This is a genomic window from Oceanobacillus sp. CF4.6 (genome assembly GCF_051262635.1).
Lineage (GTDB): Bacteria > Bacillota > Bacilli > Bacillales > Amphibacillaceae > Oceanobacillus.
Genome location: NZ_JBIMEX010000004.1, coordinates 118,462 through 139,675 on the forward strand (window position 1 = coordinate 118,462; position 21,214 = coordinate 139,675).

Below are 21,214 nucleotides of genomic sequence, written 5' to 3' on the forward strand. Positions count from 1 at the left end.
ATTATTCCTTCCTTTGTTCTGGTTTGATATCCTTTGATTGATCATCCAATGGTTTCAGATAAGTTGGTCGCTTTGCTAATTTTGTAATTGGAGCACGGATAACCAAATCCACCCAGTCTTTGACAAAGAAGGGAGCAAAAGGGGTAGAGTAAGGTACACCAATACTTTTTAAATTAACAAGATGAATATTTAACATAAGGTAAACAAGGATAATTCCATATAACCCTAAAAAGGAAGCGGCTATCATAAAAGCAAAACGTAACCCTCGAAAGGTAATCGTTACACTATAGGATGGAACACTAAAGGATGCAATCGCTGTAAGAGCTGTAACAATTACCATGATGGGACTAACGATTCCTGCACTCACTGCTGCTTCCCCAATGACTAACCCACCGACAATACCAATCGTTTGTCCAATGACCTTTGGTAACCGTACCCCTGCCTCATGTAAGATTTCAAACGTTATTGCCATGATTATTGCTTCAATTGCTGCAGGAAATGGTACCCCTTCTCTCGTAGCTGCAATCGAATAGACTAATGTACTTGGAAGCATACCTGGATGATAGGAAACGAGCGCAATATAAAGGGCGGGTAAAAAAACAGCTAAAAAAGCGGAAAGATAACGTAATACTCTCAGAAAGGATGACGCTATCCATCGTTGGGTATAATCTTCCATGGAGTGCATAGCATCACCGATCGATAAAGGTGCAATTAATGCAAAAGGGGATCCATCAATAATTATCGCCACTTTCCCTTGCATTAAACCAGCGGATACATTATCTGGTCGTTCCGTATCCAATAATTGTGGGAAAGGAGACAGAAAACTATCTTCTATCCATTGTTCTACATATGCTGAATCCGAAGCATAATCAATATCAATCGTTTCTAGTCTACGATTGATTTCATTTACTATATCCGGATTCGTAATTCCCTCCACATAAGCCACAATTAATTTTTGCTTGGAACGTTTTCCAACTTCATGTTTTGTAAAGCGCAAATTCGGGTCTTTAATATCACGGCGAATGAGCGCGATGTTTGTTTGAATATTTTCAACAAACCCATCTCTTGGACCCCGAATTAATGTTTCCGATTCGGGTTCTGTTATCGAACGGCTTTCCCCTCCCGAAGTACCCATTAATAAAACGGTGTTCATCCCATCTAAATAAAATGCGGTACTACCGTTTAAAATAGCAAAGGAAACCTCATCCATTGTTGTTGACTTTTTAATATCCGTAATTGAAATGACTTCTTGATAAACTTTATCGAGTACATTGGATTCAAACTGCTTCAGATTATGCTGAATCGTATTTAAAATATTATTGTTAATTAGATTTACATCGGTTAACCCACTTATGTATATAATGGCCGCTCTAGTTTCTATTCCACCTATCATTAGTTCCCGAATAACTAAATCATCTGGATCCCCAAGCATTTGCTTCAGGTTTTTAAGATTTTCATTTAGGTTTTTGGTTACTTTCGGTTTTAAAGCCGTTTGCTGTGAAGATTGATTACTGTTACCTTGCTTTTTCTTCTTCATTCGATTAAAAAGAGATCTCGCCATTTAATCCCCTCAATTACATAAAATAGATTCTCCCCCTTTTCTTTCCCATATTAGGTAAATTTTATGCAGAGGAGGTTTGTAGTATTAAGATGTGTTCCCAGTTTAGTCCAGGTTTAAATTAAATAAAAAATGAATAATTACATCGTTTATTAGCAACCTAAATAGAGTACAATTCTGTAAATATTAATGTAAAAAGAAAGGGTTATACAACTATGAATAATCAGAATTCCATTGGATTAACTGCTCCAGAAGTCTCTGCAATTTGGATTTCTTATCAAAGTAATACCATGGGTTTATGTGGATTAACGTACTTTTTACAACATGTAGAGGACGAACAAATTAAAGGGGTACTAGAAAAGACATTAGCCATAACAAAGCAGAATGTAGAAAGAGAGACAGAATTTTTTAAGCAAGAAGGGCATGTCATTCCACAAGGTTTTACCGAACATGATGTCATTGCGAGTGCGCCTAGGTTATTCTCTGATAAGCTTTTTCTTGAATACATTTTGGCTATGACTAATATATCGCTTAATTTGTATTCAGCATCGCTCACAGCTGCGGTACGAACAGATGTCATTGACTATTTTTCCACTAATTTAATTGGCACACAAGAACTACACAAACTAGCAAAAGAGTTAGCTAAAGAAAAAGGGATATATTTACGTGCCCCACAAATTCCAAAACAGAAACAGATTGACTTCGTGAAGAAACAAATCTTTTTAGCTGGATGGTTTGCAGATCGTAGACCACTACTCGGCGTTGAAGTCGCTAATCTAGTGCTTAATGCAAAACAGAATGCGTTAGGACAAGCTGTTATTACCGGATTTAGTCAAGTAGCACAATCAAAAGAAGTGAGACGATTTTTCGAACGGGGGAGAGATATATCTGGTAAGCATGTAGAAATTTTCGAATCGATATTAAATGATGACTATTTATCTGATGGTGCTTATTTACTGACATCGGAAGTAAGTGATTCTACCACCCCTCCCTTTTCCGACAAGCTAATGTTGTTCTTGGTTTCTATGCTAATCGGATATGGAATTGGACAGTATGGTGTTTCCGTGTCTGTAAGTCCTAGGAGGGATTTAGGAGCTCACTATACGCGTCTAATAGCTGAAATAGCCCAATACTCAGAAGATTGTGCAAACATTATGATTGACAACGGTTGGATGGAGCAACCGCCAATGGCAGCTGATCGAAAAGAACTAGCGAATTAGGTACGCAAATGGGGACAAATTTAAATCTAAAAAGCAAAAAATTAGAAGCAATACTATGGAGCATTGCTCTGCCCGGATTCGCTCAGTTATTACAACGAAATTATGTAAAATGCATTTTGTTTATTGGATTGGAAATATTAATTAATGTGATGGGAAATTTCAATGCGATTATTGTTTTAAGTTTTAATTTAAAAATTGAAGAAGCAATCGCACAAACGAATTATTTATGGTTAATGTTTTATCCATGTTTATATTTTTTTGCGATTTGGGATGCTTATAAAGATGCGGGTGGTGGAGATAAGCCTTTTGCTTATTTGCCACTCGTCTTTTCAGCCTATTTTGTCACCGTAGGGTTAATTTTTTCACCTGGCTTCAAAATTTTTGGGTATTTAATCGGACCAATGTGGCTACCGATACTATTTTTACCAATTGGTTTAGCAATTGGCGTACTTTTACGAAGTATCTTATTTAAAATATACACAAACGAACCTGGATAGCTCTCGATTTTTAAATGAATCGGGATCTATCCTATTTTCACTGCATACTTTAATGAATTTCCGGGAAGAGACACTACATACCATGAAAAGGAGTGTTATTCTTGGAAAATCTAAAAGCTTTAATTTTAAATTGTTCCCTAAAAAAATCGGATGAACAATCAAATACAGATGCACTGCTAAAAGATTTCACCAATGTTTTCGATAATAAACAGATTAAGTCGGAGACCATTCGCATCGTGGATTATAATATTGCTTATGGAATTGCCGATGATATGGGTGACGGCGATGAGTGGCCGAAAATACTGGAAAAAGTAAAACAGGCAGATATATTAGTACTTGCTTCTCCTGTATGGCTCGGTGAAAAAAGTAGTGTATCCAAAAAAGTATTGGAGCGTTTAAATGGTTCCAGCAGTGAGACAAATGAAAAAGGTCAACCGATTTTTTATAATAAAGTTGCAGGGGCTGTTGTTACCGGAAATGAAGATGGTGCGAAAAATGCAGCTGGCGATCTTATCTTTGGACTAGCACAACTAGGATTCGCTATCCCCCCAAATCCGATTGCATATTGGGTCGGAGATGCTGGACCTGGGCCTTCCTATATAGAAGCTGAAGGATATAAAAATGAATTCACACAATCAAATGTTCAAATGGCAAGTCACAACCTCATACACTTAGCTAAAATGTTTCAGAAGCAACCCATACCTGCTGAAGGAAACGTCTCCGAATAACAGCCCATTCTGAACTGCGTCTCCTCATGTTAGTTTGGCACCTGACATTTGGGGGCGGTTTCTTTTTAGGGAGAGGTTTACTATTGGCATGTAATTCTATACCCAATCGGAGGCAAGAACTTTTTTAGCGAGTAAGATATTCTTCCAAATTCGGATAAATGCCACATTCTTACCTGATTAGAAAACGTGGCTGTCATCAAGCCTTTCGGCGACAGCCTTAGTTGGGCTTATGCAGATAGGAAATTTTATACTTTTCTCTCTGCAAAAACGTATTTTGTTTTACCATTAAAAAAGAGATGAGCACCGCGATTGCAGTGCTCATCTCTTGCAGTTAAATCTTATTGATTTACTTGTTCCAATCGCTTTTCAATCTCTGACATAATTTTGGCTGCTTCTTCCCAGCTTCCATTGGAAAGGGCATCCTGATAACCACCAAATAGCTCAGAGAATTCCTGCAATAATAGATCAGAATCTCCGGATGGTACTTGTGCAGGTGTTTCCTCTTCTTCAGATTCTGCCGGCACTTCAGGGTCTCCTTCGATATCTTCTATTGATGGTCCTCCTTCAGGCTGTAAATCACGCTCATCGATTTCGCCACCAGCTAATTCAAGTATACGTTCTAGTGCTTCATCAAACGTTGCTTCCATGACGATATAATCCTGATAAGCAACGACAACTTGTTTTACTTCCGGCAATGATGTTTCATTAGAGGATTCAATATAGATTGGTTCTACATATAGCATTGTATCGTTAATTGGGATGGACAATAGGTTTCCGCGAATGACTTGAGAACCCCCTTGCGACCAGAGATTTAACTCTTGAGAAATAACACTATCCTGATTGATCCGATTTTCAATTTGCTGCGGACCATAGACATTTTCCTGTTTTGGAAAACGGTAGACAAATTTTTCTCCGTAATGTTCCCCGTCATTCCGTACACCAATCCAACCAATCATATTCTGTCGATTTTTAGGTGTGTATGGCATCATTAAAATGAATTCTTCTTCGTCATATTCTGGAAGCTTCATCGTTACATAATAAGGTTCCATTTCAATATCTTCATTATAATAATGCTCTGTTGGGAATTCCCAGCGGTCTTCCCGATTATAGAAAATTTCCAGATTGGTCATATGGTACGTACCATATTTATTTGCTTGAATCTTAAATAACCCTTCTGGATAACGGAAATGGCTTTCCACATCTTCCGGAATTTCCGTTGTAAACAAATCAGGGAATATATTTTGATACGTCTGAAGTAGCGGATCATCCGGTTCGGTAACAAAGAAATTAACTTCCCCGGTGTACGCATCAACCATCACTTTCGCTGCGTTTTTAATATAGTTTCTATTGTCTTCGTAATTTTCCGCATACGGATAGCCTTGTTCTACTAGATAAGCGTCAATAATCCAAGCTAATGTACCATCATCACGTACAATGATATATGGATCCTCATCATATTCGAAAAATGGTGCAATTCGGTTGATGCGATCTACAATATTCCGGGTATCGAGCAATTGACTATCATTGGAAACCTGATCTGATACGAGCATACGGAATGACCCTTCATTAATAGAAAAAAGTAAACGATTCCAGCCACTAAGCGAAATCCCCTTATCAGCTTCGTAGAGATTCGTCATATTTTCATCACCTGACGGATAGTCAAATTCATCGACTTCCGAATTTACAATGACATTTGGATAACTCATTTCACCAAAATAAACTTGTGGACGCGCAACGTCAATTTCTCCTTTTGGCGGAAGATTCTTTACAATATATTCTGGCTGTCCTTGGGAAGTAATCCCATTAACTTGACTCATCGCAATCCCGTATCCATGCGTATAACGCAATGTTCGGTTTACCCATGTTTGGGCTTGTTCAGGCAGGTCAGCTGTGTTTAATTCCCTTGCACCAAGAAACACTTGCTGATACTCTCCGTCAATTTCATATCGATCAACATCGATATCATTAAATTGATAATAGGTACGGAACGTCTGCAATTGGTTGTAAATATCAAGCAATGGTCGTGCATCATTAATTCGCACATTATTAATTGTTAACTCATTATTCTCAATCATATCTTCATCCAGTGAAGCCTGATTTCCCGGATGTTCCGATACATCAATATTTTCGAGCTCATAGGCTTGCCTTGTGTAATCCAGATTATACTGTAAATATGGCTGCTCACGTTGAAATTCATTTGGCTCGACAAGATAGTTTTGCACGAGTACGGACGCTCCTTGCCCAAGAATGATGACGGCAATATAAGCAACAATCGGAATCAACATCGCATTGAATTTGCCTTTTCTTAGTGCAAAAATGACCCAAACGGCACCGATAATCGCTACTGCTGCTAAAATATAGGAAACAGGAATATTAATGATGCGGTCTGTGTAACTTAGGCCGTGTACCACACTCTCCTGAAAAATATTTACTTTGTTGGAAAGCAGCATTTGAAATGGTGATAGTAAATGAGTGCCAGCTAACAACAAACCGATAATAGCTATCGTCAGTCCTAAGTGAATTTGTGCCGAGCGGTTCATCCGGTATATATTAAAAACGGAATACGCAGCAACCACAACTACTAACATGAAGAAACCAAGTCCTAGTAAAATATTAATAATCATTTCTAAAAACGGTAAAACAAACATGTAGAAAGAAATATCTCTGTTGAAAATAGGATCGCTTTCCCCAAAAGTTTCATAGTTTAAGATTTTTAAAAGTGGTTCCCAGCCTACTCCCTGTACAATCACACTGCCGAGAAGTCCTGCGAAAACAGCAATTGCGATTATAATCGCATTCATGGCCATTTTCTTTTGATAGAAAAATGCCGGAAGCTGATTCGGGTCAAAATGGCTTAAATACGATCTTCGCACCCAAAATACGGTCAGCCAGGTTACGAAACCAAAGATGACAAAACCAGCGGCACCAAGCATCAGTTTACTGCCCAAAACTGTCTTGAAAACGTTACCAAAAGCAACGGAATCCATCCAAATATATTCTGTGATCCACTGGAAAGCGACGGCACCTAAAATGAAAAGAAGCAATAGAATCCCAATAATAACCCCAGACCAACTGCCGAGCTTTTGTAACTTTTTCATTTGATTATGATTTATGTTCCCTTTAAAGTCCATACATCCTCCTTATATCGGTTCCATTCTAATAGATTTCTAGCTTCTTCTAAGTCTACAGAAAAAGAAACAAGGACCGATATCTATATATTTTATTATCTATTTCATTAGTTTAACAACAATACTTCTATAAGTCATTTTTGGACCATAGGGACAGGAACACTGGTCCCAATTAATCTACTTAAAAGTGGGCTGAGGTTCCTGTTCCCAGTGGCTCCTGTCAAAAAGTGAGAGGTTTTTATGATGGTCATTTCTAAACAGGCTTAAGCACGAAAGCATTTACTTTTGGTTCTACATACAAGCACAATTCCGTTTCCGTGCTAATATTTAATATTCTTCTAAACTCTGCTGGAATTGCAACCTATGTTTGTTTTCGATTAAAACTGGTTATTAACCATATCTAGAGGGACACGAGAACAGCGGTTTCTAGTTCCACAAAGCCATGGTCATTCTGGGATGAGTTTCCTGTCCCCATGTCCCATTAATTAATCGTTCGGAGGTGAAAGTATGACAACTGATAACAATAAACAGAACCATAATGACGATTCACTTGAACAAAAGGTTAAGGAAAAAGATCCCGCACAGGATATCGAACCACAAAAGGAAAGTGATACTAAGCCGAAGCAGAATAAAGATGGTAAATAGGGGAGATTATAGAAAAGCACTTTCTTTAAACGAACAAGCCCAGGTAGATACCCGGGCTTTCCCTATAATGGGGATCGATTACTGACCTGTAAGGAGAGGGAATATGTATAAAGATATCCTACAAAAAACAGAACATCGTGACGATCCATTACCTGATGGTCCTTGGTTAGCGACCCAGAGATGGAATCATTTATTATTTATGCATTTGCCTGTTCCTAAGGACATAATCAATAAGTATATTCCTATGGAGCTAGTATTGGATACCTACGACGGATCTGCTTGGATCACCATCATTCCATTCAAAGTAAATAATATGCGCCCTCGAAAAATGCCTCCAATTCCTTTTCTCCATTCCTATTTAGAGTTGAATGTTCGCACCTATGTAAAACAAAAAGGGGTAAAGGGAATTTACTTCTTCAGTCTGGATGCCAATAAACTGCTTGCAGTCCTCGGCGCAAGAGTAGCCACGTTACCTTATTTTTACGCAAACATGAAGATGAAAAAGAAGAAGGATATTTTTTACTTTGATTCTACCCGCAAAGGGAAATCGAATGCTTCTTTTAAAGGATCATACCGGCCAACTTCTGAGGCCTATTATCCTGAAAAATCCAGCCTGAATTATTGGCTGCTGGAAAGATATATTTTATGGACCTATCGAAACAATTTCTTATTCAGAGGAGATATTCATCATAAGCGGTGGAAGATCTGCGATGTGGAGGCTAATATTGAGACTGAAGATATGATGCCCTTTTTACCAGATGATACTGTAATTGGCAACCCAATCTTTCATTATGCTTATTCCCGGCGCGTCTTGTTCTGGCCGATAAAAAAAGTGGACGAATGAGCTTCCAAGAAATCCTGTTGGAAGCCCTATTTTTCCAGTTGCAGCAAACTCTCTTTCATTGAAATACCACCACGATAACCTCCCATTTTTCCACTTTTACTGATTACACGGTGACATGGTACAACAATTAATACAGGATTTGCTCCAATTGCCGTTCCAACAGCTCTTACGGAAGTTGGTCTGTTAATTTGTTCTGCGATGTTGGAATACGATGTTGTCTCACCAAATGGGATCTTCTGAAGTTCATCCCATACAGCAGTTTGAAATTCTGTTCCAATTAAATCTACCTGCAAATCGAATACTTTGCGCTCGCCCCTTAGGTACTCTACTAACTGTTCCTTATAGACTATCACTTTATTTAAGTCCTCAATCAATACAGCTCTTGGTCTGTGTCTAGCAAACCAATCCTTCATTGCATCATACCCTTCTGCTTGTGAACCTACAAAGCAAAGACCTTTCTCCGTTGTGGCAATATACATAGTCCAGCCATCCATTGATAGCTGATCATAGTATATCGTTTCCTTCTCATTAACATTCAAGATTACACCCCCCTTTTTGGTTCTATTTATATAACATTATGTTAAACGAGTGGGCCAATTAATGAAAGCTAGACGCAGATACCTTCTTCCGAAAAATCATGGTTATTCCGGTGCGAGTTTCCTGTCCCCAAGATTTATCAACTGCTTTAGTTTGAAAGGGAAAAATATAGGGAAGAAAAAATTAATTATATTTCTAGAAAGGGAGTAGTAAGATGACCCCAAATGAGATTGGATTTGCCCTTTTATACCTTGGATTATTTCTTTTACTGGGGAAATGGATTAGGGTTCGTGTGAAATGGCTGCAGAATTTATTTTTACCTTCCTCCGTCATCGGTGGATTTATCGCTTTGCTTGTTGGTCCACAAGTACTTGGCAGAGTATTAGAACCATACATAGGAGACCAGTCATTTTGGTCGACTGGACTAATGTTTCCGGCTGCAACAGAAGTATGGAGTGAACTGCCTGGATTGATGATCAATGTTGTATTTGCAACCTTGTTCTTAGGGACCATACTTCCAAATCTATCAAAAATATGGCGAATTGGTGGACCACAGCTTGCTTTTGGCTGGACACTTGGCTGGGGCCAATATGTGGTCGGTATCCTGTTGGCACTGCTCGTGTTAACACCATTCTTTGGTATGCCCCCCATGGTCGGGGCGCTGATTGAAGTATCTTTTGAAGGCGGTCATGGTACAGCAGCAGGACTACAGGGGACATTTGAAGAAATGGGATATCCAGAAGCCTATGACTTGGCTGTCGGATTAGCAACGGTTGGTATTCTATCAGGGGTTATTATAGGAATTATCATCATTAACTGGGGAATACGCAAAAAGAAAACAGAAATCATTAGAGATGTTGAAGAATTTTCCACCTTAAAAAAGGCTGGAATTGTGGAATTTGAGAATAGAGAGCCCGCAGCAAAAATGACGGTTCGTCCGGAATCAATCGAGCCACTTTCCTTTCACTTTGCCGTGATTGCCCTGGCAATTATAGCAGGTTATATTTTACTGCAATCGTTCGTATGGATTGAGGAAAGCCTCTTCGGTTCAGATTTAATGACCTATGTTCCATTATTCCCTTTTGCAATGATTGGAGGAATAATCGTACAACTATTCTTAAACAAAGTAGACAACGCATATCTAGTCGATCGGCAAATGATTAGTCGTATTCAGGGATTTTCGTTGGATATTCTAATATTAGCAGCGATAGGAACGGTATCACTAGATGTTATTGGAGACAACTTTATTCCATTTCTTCTCATTGCGATTACTGGTATTGCATGGAATGTGATTGGATTCTTTGTCCTCGCTCCAAGAATGATACCTACGTATTGGCTTGAAAGAGGTATCGGTGATTTTGGTCAATCGATGGGGATTACCGCTACTGGCTTACTCTTGATGCGTGTTGCCGATCCGAAGGCGGAATCTCCAGCTTTTGAAGGTTTCGGCTATAAACAGCTCGTGTTTGAGCCCTTCCTTGGTGGAGGATTAGTAACGGCATTATCTGTTCCACTAATCTTTCAATTCGGTCCTATTCCATTCTTTGTTTTTGCAGCAATCATGTGTGTAATTGGTTTGCTCGTTGGTTTACTTTATTTTGGTAAGAAGAAAAATTAAAGTTAAAGGGCCATAGTAGATAAATATGGCCCTTTTTATGAAAGAAATGCTATAATAAAAAGGAAAAGTTTATAAAAAGTCTGCACTATTGCAGGAGAGGTTCTAGCTACACCCTCTATAAAAAACTAAGGATGTAACTGTACTTTCCTTATAAGTATGGTTTTTTTTATTTGGGTGAGTAGGATTCTCTTTTTCTATCATGAAAGGGGAATTTTTTTATGGAAAAAAATAATAAAGCTGTCGTCGTATTCAGTGGTGGTCAGGACAGTACCACCTGTTTATTTTGGGCTTTAAAAAAGTATGATCACGTTGAATTGGTGACTTTTGATTACAATCAACGTCATAAAGAGGAAATCGAAGTAGCAAAGGAAATTGCTGCTGACCTGAATGTACAACATCATGTTTTGGATATGTCGCTCTTAAGTCAATTGGCTCCCAATGCGTTAACACGTGATGAAATTGAAGTAAAAGATGGGGAGAATGGAGACCTTCCTTCCACTTTTGTCCCAGGCCGTAACCTGCTCTTTCTTTCTTTTGCCACCATTTTGGCAAAACAGATTGGGGCAAAGCATATTATTACAGGCGTTTGTGAAACAGACTTTAGCGGTTACCCGGACTGCCGTGATGTATTCGTTAAATCACTAAACGTAACACTGAATTTATCGATGGATGATTCGTTTGTTATCCATACACCATTAATGTGGTTGGATAAAGCAGAAACCTGGGAACTTGCCGACCAGCTTGGTGCCTTTAACTATGTTCGCGAGAATACACTTACCTGTTATCACGGAATTCGTGGCGGGGGATGTGGCGAGTGTCCTTCATGTAAGCTGCGAAAAAATGGGCTGGATAACTATCTGCAAAAGAAGGGGAATTCCTGATGTACGGATTTACTATTGTGGAGAACTTGCAGAAAATAGACAAAGACATTAAAAAGCATGAGCTCAAATACCATAAGAAACGTGTTCTGGTATGTAAGGAATTCACTTTCGATGCTGCCCACCACCTCCATTGCTATGAAGGCAAATGTAAAAACTTACATGGGCACACATACAACGTTATTTTTGGACTTAGCGGGTTTGCCAACGAAATTGGCATTGTCATCGACTTTGGAGAAATTAAAAGCATTTGGAAAGAACAAATTGAAATTCACCTTGACCATCGTTATTTAAATGATACCCTTCCAAACATGAATACTACTGCCGAAAATATGGTTGTTTGGATTTATGAAGAGATGGAGAAAGCACTTCTCGATAAATCAAATGAATGCCGAGTAGAATTCGTTAAACTCTATGAAACACCGACAAGCTATGCCGAGGCAAGACGGGAGTGGATGATAAATGAATAAGTTTCCGATACTTGAGATTTTCGGACCAACCATTCAAGGGGAAGGAATGGTCGTCGGTCGAAAAACAATGTTTGTCAGAACAGCCGGCTGTGATTATCGTTGCTCTTGGTGTGACTCTGCCTTTACCTGGGACGGCAGTGCTAAAGAAGAGATTGAAAGGTTGACTACCGACGAAATTATGACACGGCTCAAACAAACAGGCGGAGACCATTTTGATCACGTAACCATTTCAGGTGGAAATCCCGCACTCTTAGCCAATCTAAATGAACTAGTAGAAACATTACACGAGTTAAACATGGAAGTGGCACTGGAAACACAGGGTAGCCGCTGGCAGGATTGGTTCCTTGCAATCGATGATCTCACAATTTCCCCTAAACCGCCGAGCTCCAAGATGAACACAAATTTTGAAACGCTTGATTTAATTATTAAAAACTTAAAAATCAATAATCGGCTTAAAAATACAAGTTTAAAAGTCGTCATTTTTGATGATGAAGATTTAACCTATGCAGAAAAGGTGCATGAACGATATCCAGAGGTTCCCTTTTTCCTTCAGGTTGGAAATGATGACCTGGTAGAAAGTGAAGCATCTAACCTTGCTAGTAAACTTTTAATCAAATATGAATGGCTGATTGAGAAGGTTGTTGCATCAACTAAACTGAATCATGTTCGAGTTCTTCCACAAGTTCATGCCCTTATCTGGGGGAACAAACGTGGTGTTTAGTTAAATGCTTTATGTTTTTCGGCTACAAAAATATTGATTAGAGGAAGATCTCATAAACTCTTTCTCTTGAATTTTTTCCTTGTATGGTCATTCATCAGATTTATGAAGAACACTTTTCTGAACTTGTTTAATAATCCATTCAGTTAGCTTAAGTATATCAAATAGCAGGAAATTCCCATGAAAATAGTTTGATTTACAAAGAGTGATAAATCAATTTATATCAATAAAAAACCGCAGTAAAATTGTAAATATCACTGCGGTTTTGCTTGTGAATGGATTATTTCGACAAATTGTCCTATCGGGGGTAATAATTAAACAAGGCGGTCATTTGAGACTGTAGGAATAAATACAATGCTTGTTTTTGTATTAGAAGATAATGAATCGAGATTATTCTATGAATCACTGGGTGGAAGTAATAGATAAAGTAGAAGTAAAAATTGTAGGAAAGAAACTCATTGAACTTGTTTATGGATGGGATAATATTAAAGGTGTTTTTGAAAAGTAACTTATCTTTATTAAACAACCTGGCACAAGGGTAAAATAAGAATAAGGAACTATCAATCGATAGTTCCTTATTTTACTAAAGAAGCAGTCCCCACCTAACCATTCTATTTAACTGGGGTTTCTATTACTACTTTTGAAGAGGATAGATTTACCTGATTTGCAATGGTATCTCCCACAGGGCAATGGGCTTCAATAAATTCCTTATATGCCTGTATTTTCTCTTCAGGAGCATTTGTTTCAATATGGAACGTATAACGAATATCGGAAAAGCCTGGTCGTACATCCGATTTACCAAAGAATCCATCCAGATCAATATCCCCTTCTAATTCGACCCAAAAGTTTTGAAGATCAACCTCAAACTTTTCAGCATAAGTTCTAGCAACAATTGATTGGCATGCACCTAATGAAGAAAGTAGCAACTCTACTGGATTCATCCCTTGATCTGTACCACCTAAATTTTTAGGTTCATCTACTATAACTTTGTGACCTCTAGCTTCGGCTTCCACTAACACATTTTCCTTTAAAACCGTTTTCGCACTCACTGTTGTAATTGCCATTTTAAAATCTCTCCTTTTTCATTGGTAATTTATATTAATTATAAATTCATTTTGCTAGTTCCTCTCATCCGGAATCTCAGAATCCCTCTGAATTTGGCATCGGGTTCAATCTGAAAAGAAGCATTGAATTGGTTGCCGAGAGTTCACGGGGGCAGTCCCTCCCTCTCTCTTATAAGAAGTGATTTTAATGCTTATTATTTACATCGGAATTATTATATATAATATCACATTATTTTAAATAGTCAATGCACTAAATATTTCTAATTTATGAACAGACAGAAAAAAATTGTTAAAACGAAGAGTATTGTTTGTGAATTAACTCACTTAAATATTTGGTGCAAGTTCACTAATGCCATCCTCAAATCGCTACTTTATTAAACAATTAGCATAATAGCACTAATAAAAATTAAGGCGTAGAGAATTTAATTCTCTGCGCCTTAATTTTTATTGTATTTATATTTGAAAGGTTATTCCACCCCAGGAACCCAGCCTGGAACAGATGTAATAACTTTCCAAAATGGATCTGGGAAATCCAACGCTTCCTTGCCATTCAAATCAAGAGTCGTATTAATATCTGCTTCATTCCCACTTTCGATCTTCTGTACCCATTCTGGATCGATTAGAAGCTCTCTACCAAGTCCAATAAATTCGATTCCTGTCTTCATTGCTTCCGCTACGTCATCTGCTGTATAGAGCGATCCGACTCCTACTAGTGGCACCCGTTTATTGATTGTCTCCAAAAGTAATTCGATACGCGTTCTTGATGTATCGGCTTCTCTTCTCGCCTTAGACCAGAAGTGCTGCAATGATACATGTAGATAATCAAGTCCTCTATCTGACAGTACATGAACGAGCTGTAGCGTATCTCCCATCGTAATACCAGGGGTTTCCGGTTCCTCTGGGGAAAAGCGGTAACCGACAATGAAAGGAGCATTCGCATATTCTTTCACAGCATGTTGTACATTATCAATAACTGCTAACGGAAATGTCATTCTTTTTTCTATATTACCACCATATTGATCTTCTCGTCTGTTGGCATGTGGAGAAAAGAATTGCTGGATCAAGTATCCATTTGCACCGTGAATTTCAACACCATCGAATCCAGCTTCAATCGCTCTACGCGTCGCCTGGCCGAACGCTTCAATAATTTCTTCGATCCCTGTCTCCGTTAATTCTCTTGGTACTACTCCAAGCGTTCCCGCGCGTTCTGCCGGAATATTACTTGGTGCTGTGACATCCCCATCTGGAACTTGGTCAGAAGGACTCATTCTTCCAGCATGAAAAATTTGTAAAATTGCTTTCGCTCCCTGGCTCTTAATGCTCTTAGCAAGTTGTGCTAAACTAGGTATTAATTCGTCACGGTCACAACCAATCTCACCCGGAAAACCCTTCCCACCTGGTGTGATATTTGCAACTGCTGTAATAACAGCACCCACACCTTTCGCTCGTCGGGCATAATATGCTACTTCTGCATCGGTCACAGTGCCATCTGGATTGGATGAGTAATTTGTCATCGGTGCCATCATCATTCTATTTTTTATTTCGATTCCATTTGGTAATTGATAAGACTCAAGTAACGCTGTATATTTAGTTTGCATGATTTTCCTCCATTATATGATAATTAGATTCCACCTATTTTAAATGAATATTCAATCAGAATAGCATCTTTTTTGAATGTATGGAAATAAAATGAACTACGTGAATGACCCCACCGTATCATTCTTTCCGAATGCTTGAAGATGGGGCTTCCTGTTTCACAGACCACTGCATCGAAGGGGTTTCCTAAGATGGCTGACATCGTCTCCACAGGCTTTGATTATACTGTTCGGACACAACCTTGCCCTACAGTTTTTATTGATTAGTCCATCACTAACATTTGATCTAATTGCTCTAACCCTTTACGCAAAATATTTAGGCTGGCATTGTAATCACGATCCAGGATAGTTCCACAGCTTTTACAAACATGCGTGCGGATGGATAAGGATTTTTTCACACGCGTACCACATTCAGAACAATCTTGGGTCGTAAATTCTGGATTGACTTTGATAAGTAATCCACCATTCCTTTCACATTTGTAAGATAACATATTGCGAAATATTCCCCATCCTGCATCAGAAATGGACTTAGCTAAACGTTTGTTTTTTACCATATTTCGAATGTTTAAGTTTTCTACTGCAATAACGGAATAGTATTTCGTTAGATTGTAACTCCATTTATGTAAGGTATCTCTTCGTTGGTTAGCTACTTTTTCATGAAGCTTACGGATTTTGATGACTTGTTTCTTATAATTGGCTGAGCCTCGCTTTTGTTGGGAAAGCTTCTTTTGTGCTCGTTTCAACTTCTTTTCTGTTTGACGAAAAAATCTTGGGTTATCAAAGCTTTTACCATCGGATAAAACGGCATATTTATCCAACCCAACGTCAATCCCAACTACAAGGTCTCTGTTGATTGGTGCTGGATATACTTGCCTTTCGACACTAAAAATAGCATACCAGCGTGTTCCTTGTCGTTTTATAATGAGTTGTTTGATCGTTCCGTCTATCGGACGATGTAAATGAATTGGTATTTGACCTAGTTTTGAAAGTTGTAGATTTCCATTCGTGGCAAAAGATGCTGCGTAGCGATGATGTGAGTTTGGTTTGAAGCCAAATTGTGGGAAAGTCATGCTGTTGTAATCTTTGTATTTCTTAAGCTTTGGATAATTTGCTTGTTTTCGAAAGAATTTTACAAAGGCCTTATCTAATCGAATGAATACTTCTTGTAATGGTTGAGAAGGTATTTCTTTCAGAAAAGGCTTACTACTTTTATCTAACTTTAATTGCTTTTGCATAGCAAAGCGTGTGTATGATTCTCTAGATTGCTTATATTTTCGTTGTTTATCCAGAAGTGCAGAATTATAGGCCTGACGACAATAAGAAATCCAACGATCCAGTTGTTCTTTTTGTTCGTCTGAAGGATAAATTTCGTATTTTTGATTCAGCAACATAATTTGCACCTCCTATACCTAATTATAGAACGTATGTTTCTAAAGTGCAAGTGTTTTTGCTATCGCAAACCGAAATTCATCTCCCCCTTAGCCTTAGGCGCAGCCCGGTACAGGCTTGAAAAGGGAGACTTCTTTCGGAATGCTGTTAAAAAAGCAATAATTCTCTGAAATTATTTTGCCCAAATAAATGAACTTTTTTCAACTCGAAAAAAACTGGCTACTTCCATGCAAAAAAAGAGGTCATTTCTCAGGTCTAACAATCTGAGTAATGACCTCTTATAATGTTAAAGAATGTATCTGTAACACATAAATAATTTTACTTCAATTAATACCTTAATCCATGACCTAGTGTATAAACGTTTCCGTCACTATCTTTATATGCATAGCTAAGTCCTTCAGGCATATACTTGTCCTTGTCATAGCCTGGTACATCATTTCTTGACACACTTTCACCATTCTGATAAACAGCAATTACTTGTTCACTTGCTGGTAGTGTCATTGGAAGAACACCTACTGGTTGGCTATTGCCTGCGATAACTTCAAACTGTGCATTATAGAAAGTATCGTATCCAGCAATTAATGCATCTGCAAGTGGTTCCACGTTTCCAAGAAGCCATGGTAATGTCACATTCACACTGACAACCACTTTACCACCGCGACTACGAACATTGTCTGCCACTTCTTTTAGACGATTGATACCTGTTATGGTAGTTTCCTGATACAATGAACCATCCAAAGCGGATACTACTTTATCCTGACAAATATCAAGTTCTAATAGTCCTGGTGTCGCATTGAAGTAAGAACCAGATTTTGGATGTAAGAACATAATCGCTACATCAGCTTCTTCATAGTTATCGGTCAACGTAAACTGACCAAGCTCAAGACATTCTTTTCTTGCCTTTTCCGTGTATGCTGTTGCCCGTTCTTCTTCCTTGTGTAATACTTCCACGTAAACTTTCTTACCGTCAAGCTTTTCCGCTGTTAGTGGTAATGTTTCGTTTTGATTTTTAAGAATGGTTACAGATTTTTTATGGCCCTCATATGCAGCATCCCAATTAGCTTTGTTACTAATTACAGTGGTAGCCGATTCTGGTGAATTATACGTACGATCATCGAAAAGACCTAACGTAAACATTTCTGTAAGCAGTCGCTCATTCGCTTCATTAATACGGTTTTCACTAATCCATCCTTTGCTGATGGCTAGTTTAAGATTCTCAATATCATTTGTATCCGCAACAATATCTGTCCCAGCATTAACCGCTTTAGCAAAACGTTCGGCCTCACTCAAGCTTTCAACGCCCCAGCTCATATTATTGATAATACCGCTGTCACTATTGATATAGCCTTTGAATCCAAGTTTTTCCCTAAGAATATGATTGATGAAATATTGATTAAATGTGAAGCCTACCTCTTCGAATGGAATGTCTTTCCCCTCGAACTCCTGTACCACACTTTTCTTGATACTTGGAATAGAGTAATATGGCATAATGGACGATGTTCCATGTTCTACTGCTGCTCTAAATGGTGGTAAGTGATATTTCTCTAAACTCCCTGGAGTTGGGTATAGATTCCACTTTCCTTCTTCATAATGGGGGTCAAATCCATTTTCCCTTGCTCCGCCACCAGGAAAATGCTTCGTTGTCATTGCAATACTATCTTTCCCTAACGCTTTACCTTGGAATCCATCAATCAGGCGACCAATTGCATCCGAAATAAATTCCGGATCTTCTCCAAACGTACCGTACGTCCGCTGCCATCTTGGATCTGTAACAGTGTCCGCCATATACATATAACCTTTTCTAATTCCAGTTGCATCCCACTCATCGCGGGCAATTTTAGCAAATTCGCTAATAAGTGATGCATCTCCACCATCTTTAATTTCTCCCTGTGCTGCGGCTGCAAGTCCTAAGGTTCCAGGCCATGTGGAGAAAATTCCACCTGCATCGTTCATACCAAAAACAGGTTCTGCATGTTCATTTCTTGAGTTCGATGCGATCAAGACAGGAATACCTAAGCGGGTCCCTTCAGCAACTTCATTCATTTTATTTATCCACTCTGCCATTTCAGCTGGGCTAAAGTTGTCTCTTAAAATGAAATGTCTTAACTTTCTATTCTCAATCGTATGTGTTGTCCCATATACTTTTGATGTGGCAAAGATCGTTTCCCCTTTTTCCACAATAGATTCATCTAACACACCATCATGACTTGTTTTTTTCTTGTCCTCTTGAGAAAGTCCCATTTTACGTGAGTTAATCAGCATCATACCGATCTTCTCATCGATATTCATTAAGGAAACAAGGTTCTCTGCACGCTCTTTTGGACTCAGGCGCCAATCTTCATATGGATCGAGTTTCCCGTCTCCATTCAAATCTTTAAATTTCAGACCATCTTCTTCAATGAGTTTCTTTGTTTTGACTTCTAATTCTGGTTGCTTGTTACTATATTCCACTTTATTGCCTCCTCTATATACTATCTATTGTTTGCGCTTTCTTTTATTTAACACTACAATTATAACAGTAAAATGACTAAAATGTGTAATAATTTGTTGGGTAGATAAACAAACGTAGTTTCAAGACAAATATATGATTAATGTATCTAGCTAAATAAATATGAGAAACTTTAGAATCAATGATTAATTATTTTAGTATAATATTTGAAGTCATCAATTATTATCCCAATTCTTGATTATGGAAATAAAAAAAGCTAACTTAGAAAGTTCTTAGTTAGCTTCACTTCTATTAAAATCGCTCTCTTATAATTGCTTTTTCCACTTGTATCCCTGATTTATCTCCTCGGCACGCCATCTGTTATGCCTCGTCAAATTTCCCCTCATTCGACTGCAATCCACTCGTACCCATTCTCATACCAATGACTCGGCTTAGCCTCATTACAAATCACTTTAGATATATTCGTTAATGGTCCTATTTCAAATAATGATTTCTTATCCAATTTAGATGCATCGGTAAGCAGGATCGATTCTTGACTGCAGTGAATCATTGCTTCGGAGACGAGCGATTCATCCATATCGAAATCATAGATTGAGGAGTTTGTTACCCCGCCACATGAAATAAAGGCACGGTTAAAACTAAATCGTTTCAAAAATTCAACCGTATAGGCACCTTTCACAGAAGTTTGATATGGATTTGTGATCCCAGGTAACATGATAATCTGTCCTGTTATCCGCTGTTCTTCAATTGCTAAATTAAATCGGCTTGCAGCACTTAACGAGTTCGTGACAATAGTTAATCCTTGCACATTGTCAAGCATATCCGCAATATGCACAGTCGTTGTCCCAACATCGATAGCTATTGTTTCCCCATGTTGAATGATTGCTGCAGCTCTTTTGGCAATTTGCTTCTTCTCGTCAATATGTACGGACATTTTCTTTTCAAATATCATTTCCTTTTGAGTCTGGATAAACGGTACTGCCCCACCGTGAATACGTGTTAGTTGTTCATTTACTTCAAGTTCTGCTAAATCCCTTCGAATGGTTTCAGGGGTAACATCAAGTGCTTGTGCTAACTCAGCCACCCAAATCTTCTCTTGGCTTTCTAATTGATTTAGAATCTGCAAATGCCGCTCTTCTTTATTCACTTGTCTCCCCCTTACCTATTTACCTGTCTTATTCAATCTTACAAGATACTCCCACCATTTTACTAATAATAGATACGCGTATCTTTTTGACCTTTAAACCAACCTTTAACTTTTTGTTCCTTTTTCTGAAAGGTTGGAAGTATGATTTTCATAATTACGAAGCAAGGAAAACTAATTCCTAGAAAGGGAATGAACCCAGGTACTTGGTATACGATAAAATAATACAACCCAAGAGAGACAGCAAGTAAAATCATTGTTCCAAGATGGGTAAACGGATAAATCAATGCATTTTTTACATACTGCATAAACGATAGCTCGGAATGTGTAAAAATAGGAAATACGATGAATAGCGAAAGAAGTGAAAAGACAAAGAATAAAAGCATAAAGTGCCCCAATACGAACATTCCAAAGCTAGTAATCGACATAAAATAGCGAAAATCGATCCAAAGAATTGCTGCAATCAGTACAATAACATACCCTAGTGCATTACTTTTCCAAAAGTCATTTCGATAGTAATACATAAAATCCTTTGTCATTTTGACGGGTTTTTTGTTCATCAGCCATTTACGAAGTACTGCAAACAGTGCATGGGTTGCTGGAAATATACCCAATATACCGAGACCTAACAGCGTGAAACCGACCCAAAGGAAGTTTAATATGAGCAGGCGATACACCCATTCTCCTACATGATTCATCTTATTTCCTATATCCTGCATGCTCATTCCTCTT

18 protein-coding genes and 2 riboswitches are annotated in these 21,214 nt (G+C 38.3%); of the genes, 9 read left to right on the forward strand and 9 right to left on the reverse strand.

Annotated elements, in window-relative coordinates:
• Position 1: 1 nt before the first annotated feature.
• The gene (locus ACHABU_RS08730; RefSeq protein ID WP_435764437.1) at positions 2-1,561 is read right to left on the reverse strand and encodes a spore germination protein; all 1,560 of its coding nucleotides are present in this window, start codon (positions 1,559-1,561) and stop codon (positions 2-4) included.
• A 212-nt stretch (positions 1,562-1,773) separates the two neighbouring features.
• Between ACHABU_RS08730 and ACHABU_RS08735 the strand changes: the two genes are divergently transcribed.
• The 3 genes from ACHABU_RS08735 (at position 1,774) to ACHABU_RS08745 (ending at position 4,003) form a co-directional block, all read left to right on the forward strand.
• The gene (locus tag ACHABU_RS08735) at positions 1,774-2,778 is read left to right on the forward strand and encodes a DUF3231 family protein (protein WP_435764439.1); all 1,005 of its coding nucleotides are present in this window, start codon (positions 1,774-1,776) and stop codon (positions 2,776-2,778) included.
• Between the two features lie 8 nt (positions 2,779-2,786).
• Positions 2,787-3,275 (forward strand): hypothetical protein, encoded by a 489-nt coding sequence (locus ACHABU_RS08740; RefSeq protein ID WP_435764441.1) that lies wholly within the window; start codon positions 2,787-2,789, stop codon positions 3,273-3,275.
• A 101-nt stretch (positions 3,276-3,376) separates the two neighbouring features.
• A complete protein-coding gene (locus tag ACHABU_RS08745) occupies positions 3,377-4,003 on the forward strand; it encodes a flavodoxin family protein (RefSeq protein WP_435764443.1) in 627 nt (208 codons plus the stop codon).
• A gap of 338 nt (positions 4,004-4,341) precedes the next feature.
• Here ACHABU_RS08745 and ACHABU_RS08750 read toward each other — a convergent pair whose 3' ends face one another.
• Complete coding sequence (locus tag ACHABU_RS08750; RefSeq protein ID WP_435764445.1) at positions 4,342-7,134, reverse strand: UPF0182 family membrane protein; 2,793 nt, start codon at positions 7,132-7,134, stop codon at positions 4,342-4,344.
• Between the two features lie 504 nt (positions 7,135-7,638).
• On the opposite strand from ACHABU_RS08750, the gene ACHABU_RS08755 reads away from it, so the two are divergent.
• Entirely contained in the window at positions 7,639-7,776 is a 138-nt protein-coding gene (locus ACHABU_RS08755; protein WP_435764447.1) for a hypothetical protein, read from the forward strand.
• A 103-nt stretch (positions 7,777-7,879) separates the two neighbouring features.
• Positions 7,880-8,620 carry a YqjF family protein gene (locus ACHABU_RS08760; protein ID WP_435764449.1) on the forward strand — a complete coding sequence of 247 codons (741 nt, stop codon included), beginning with the start codon at positions 7,880-7,882 and terminating at the stop codon, positions 8,618-8,620.
• A 26-nt stretch (positions 8,621-8,646) separates the two neighbouring features.
• On the opposite strand, the gene ACHABU_RS08765 is transcribed toward ACHABU_RS08760, so the two are convergent.
• On the reverse strand, positions 8,647-9,159 hold the full coding sequence (locus ACHABU_RS08765) for a methylated-DNA--[protein]-cysteine S-methyltransferase (protein WP_435764451.1): 513 nt from the start codon (positions 9,157-9,159) through the stop codon (positions 8,647-8,649).
• Positions 9,160-9,371: 212 nt separating this feature from the next.
• Between ACHABU_RS08765 and ACHABU_RS08770 the strand changes: the two genes are divergently transcribed.
• The 4 genes from ACHABU_RS08770 to queE all read left to right on the forward strand — a co-directional run bounded on the left by ACHABU_RS08770 (position 9,372) and on the right by queE (position 12,844).
• Entirely contained in the window at positions 9,372-10,775 is a 1,404-nt protein-coding gene (locus ACHABU_RS08770) for a sodium/glutamate symporter (RefSeq protein ID WP_435764453.1), read from the forward strand.
• A 90-nt stretch (positions 10,776-10,865) separates the two neighbouring features.
• Positions 10,866-10,910: riboswitch (PreQ1 riboswitch) on the forward strand.
• An 83-nt stretch (positions 10,911-10,993) separates the two neighbouring features.
• Positions 10,994-11,656: a 7-cyano-7-deazaguanine synthase QueC gene (queC, locus tag ACHABU_RS08775; protein ID WP_435764455.1), complete on the forward strand. Its 663-nt coding sequence runs from the start codon at positions 10,994-10,996 to the stop codon at positions 11,654-11,656.
• Positions 11,656-12,123 carry a 6-carboxytetrahydropterin synthase QueD gene (queD, locus tag ACHABU_RS08780; RefSeq protein WP_435764457.1) on the forward strand — a complete coding sequence of 156 codons (468 nt, stop codon included), beginning with the start codon at positions 11,656-11,658 and terminating at the stop codon, positions 12,121-12,123. Before queC ends, queD begins: the two co-directional genes overlap by 1 nt.
• On the forward strand, positions 12,116-12,844 hold the full coding sequence (gene queE / locus ACHABU_RS08785; protein WP_435764459.1) for a 7-carboxy-7-deazaguanine synthase QueE: 729 nt from the start codon (positions 12,116-12,118) through the stop codon (positions 12,842-12,844). The genes queD and queE overlap by 8 nt, the downstream gene beginning before the upstream one ends.
• Positions 12,845-13,452: 608 nt before the next feature.
• Here the strand turns inward: queE and ACHABU_RS08790 are convergent.
• From ACHABU_RS08790 to ACHABU_RS08815, 6 genes are all read right to left on the reverse strand, one after another.
• Positions 13,453-13,905, reverse strand: a complete 453-nt coding sequence (locus tag ACHABU_RS08790) for an OsmC family protein (protein ID WP_435764461.1) — start codon at positions 13,903-13,905, stop codon at positions 13,453-13,455.
• 61 nt (positions 13,906-13,966) lie between these two features.
• Positions 13,967-14,083: riboswitch (SAM riboswitch) on the reverse strand.
• A gap of 289 nt (positions 14,084-14,372) precedes the next feature.
• Positions 14,373-15,503 (reverse strand): NADH-dependent flavin oxidoreductase, encoded by a 1,131-nt coding sequence (locus ACHABU_RS08795; protein ID WP_435764463.1) that lies wholly within the window; start codon positions 15,501-15,503, stop codon positions 14,373-14,375.
• A gap of 260 nt (positions 15,504-15,763) precedes the next feature.
• Entirely contained in the window at positions 15,764-16,891 is a 1,128-nt protein-coding gene (locus ACHABU_RS08800) for an RNA-guided endonuclease InsQ/TnpB family protein (protein ID WP_435764465.1), read from the reverse strand.
• Between the two features lie 325 nt (positions 16,892-17,216).
• Complete coding sequence (locus tag ACHABU_RS08805; RefSeq protein WP_435764467.1) at positions 17,217-19,340, reverse strand: glycoside hydrolase family 3 protein; 2,124 nt, start codon at positions 19,338-19,340, stop codon at positions 17,217-17,219.
• 380 nt (positions 19,341-19,720) lie between these two features.
• Positions 19,721-20,485: a DeoR/GlpR family DNA-binding transcription regulator gene (locus ACHABU_RS08810; RefSeq protein ID WP_435764468.1), complete on the reverse strand. Its 765-nt coding sequence runs from the start codon at positions 20,483-20,485 to the stop codon at positions 19,721-19,723.
• A gap of 62 nt (positions 20,486-20,547) precedes the next feature.
• Complete coding sequence (locus ACHABU_RS08815) at positions 20,548-21,201, reverse strand: YesL family protein (protein WP_435764469.1); 654 nt, start codon at positions 21,199-21,201, stop codon at positions 20,548-20,550.
• Between the last annotated feature and the right edge of the window lie 13 nt (positions 21,202-21,214).

Excerpts from the sequence above, each read along its gene's own strand:
- ACHABU_RS08740 (WP_435764441.1), top strand. The coding sequence starts at position 2,787 with ATGGGGACAAATTTAAATCTAAAAAGCAAAAAATTAGAAGCAATACTA.
- ACHABU_RS08770 (WP_435764453.1), top strand. The coding sequence starts at position 9,372 with ATGACCCCAAATGAGATTGGATTTGCCCTTTTATACCTTGGATTATTT.
- ACHABU_RS08790 (WP_435764461.1), bottom strand. The coding sequence starts at position 13,905 with ATGGCAATTACAACAGTGAGTGCGAAAACGGTTTTAAAGGAAAATGTG.
- queC (WP_435764455.1), top strand. The coding sequence starts at position 10,994 with ATGGAAAAAAATAATAAAGCTGTCGTCGTATTCAGTGGTGGTCAGGAC.
- ACHABU_RS08800 (WP_435764465.1), bottom strand. The coding sequence starts at position 16,891 with ATGTTGCTGAATCAAAAATACGAAATTTATCCTTCAGACGAACAAAAA.
- ACHABU_RS08730 (WP_435764437.1), bottom strand. The coding sequence starts at position 1,561 with ATGGCGAGATCTCTTTTTAATCGAATGAAGAAGAAAAAGCAAGGTAAC.
- ACHABU_RS08750 (WP_435764445.1), bottom strand. The coding sequence starts at position 7,134 with ATGGACTTTAAAGGGAACATAAATCATAATCAAATGAAAAAGTTACAA.
- ACHABU_RS08795 (WP_435764463.1), bottom strand. The coding sequence starts at position 15,503 with ATGCAAACTAAATATACAGCGTTACTTGAGTCTTATCAATTACCAAAT.
- queD (WP_435764457.1), top strand. The coding sequence starts at position 11,656 with ATGTACGGATTTACTATTGTGGAGAACTTGCAGAAAATAGACAAAGAC.
- ACHABU_RS08760 (WP_435764449.1), top strand. The coding sequence starts at position 7,880 with ATGTATAAAGATATCCTACAAAAAACAGAACATCGTGACGATCCATTA.
- ACHABU_RS08735 (WP_435764439.1), top strand. The coding sequence starts at position 1,774 with ATGAATAATCAGAATTCCATTGGATTAACTGCTCCAGAAGTCTCTGCA.
- queE (WP_435764459.1), top strand. The coding sequence starts at position 12,116 with ATGAATAAGTTTCCGATACTTGAGATTTTCGGACCAACCATTCAAGGG.
- ACHABU_RS08815 (WP_435764469.1), bottom strand. The coding sequence starts at position 21,201 with ATGCAGGATATAGGAAATAAGATGAATCATGTAGGAGAATGGGTGTAT.
- ACHABU_RS08755 (WP_435764447.1), top strand. The coding sequence starts at position 7,639 with ATGACAACTGATAACAATAAACAGAACCATAATGACGATTCACTTGAA.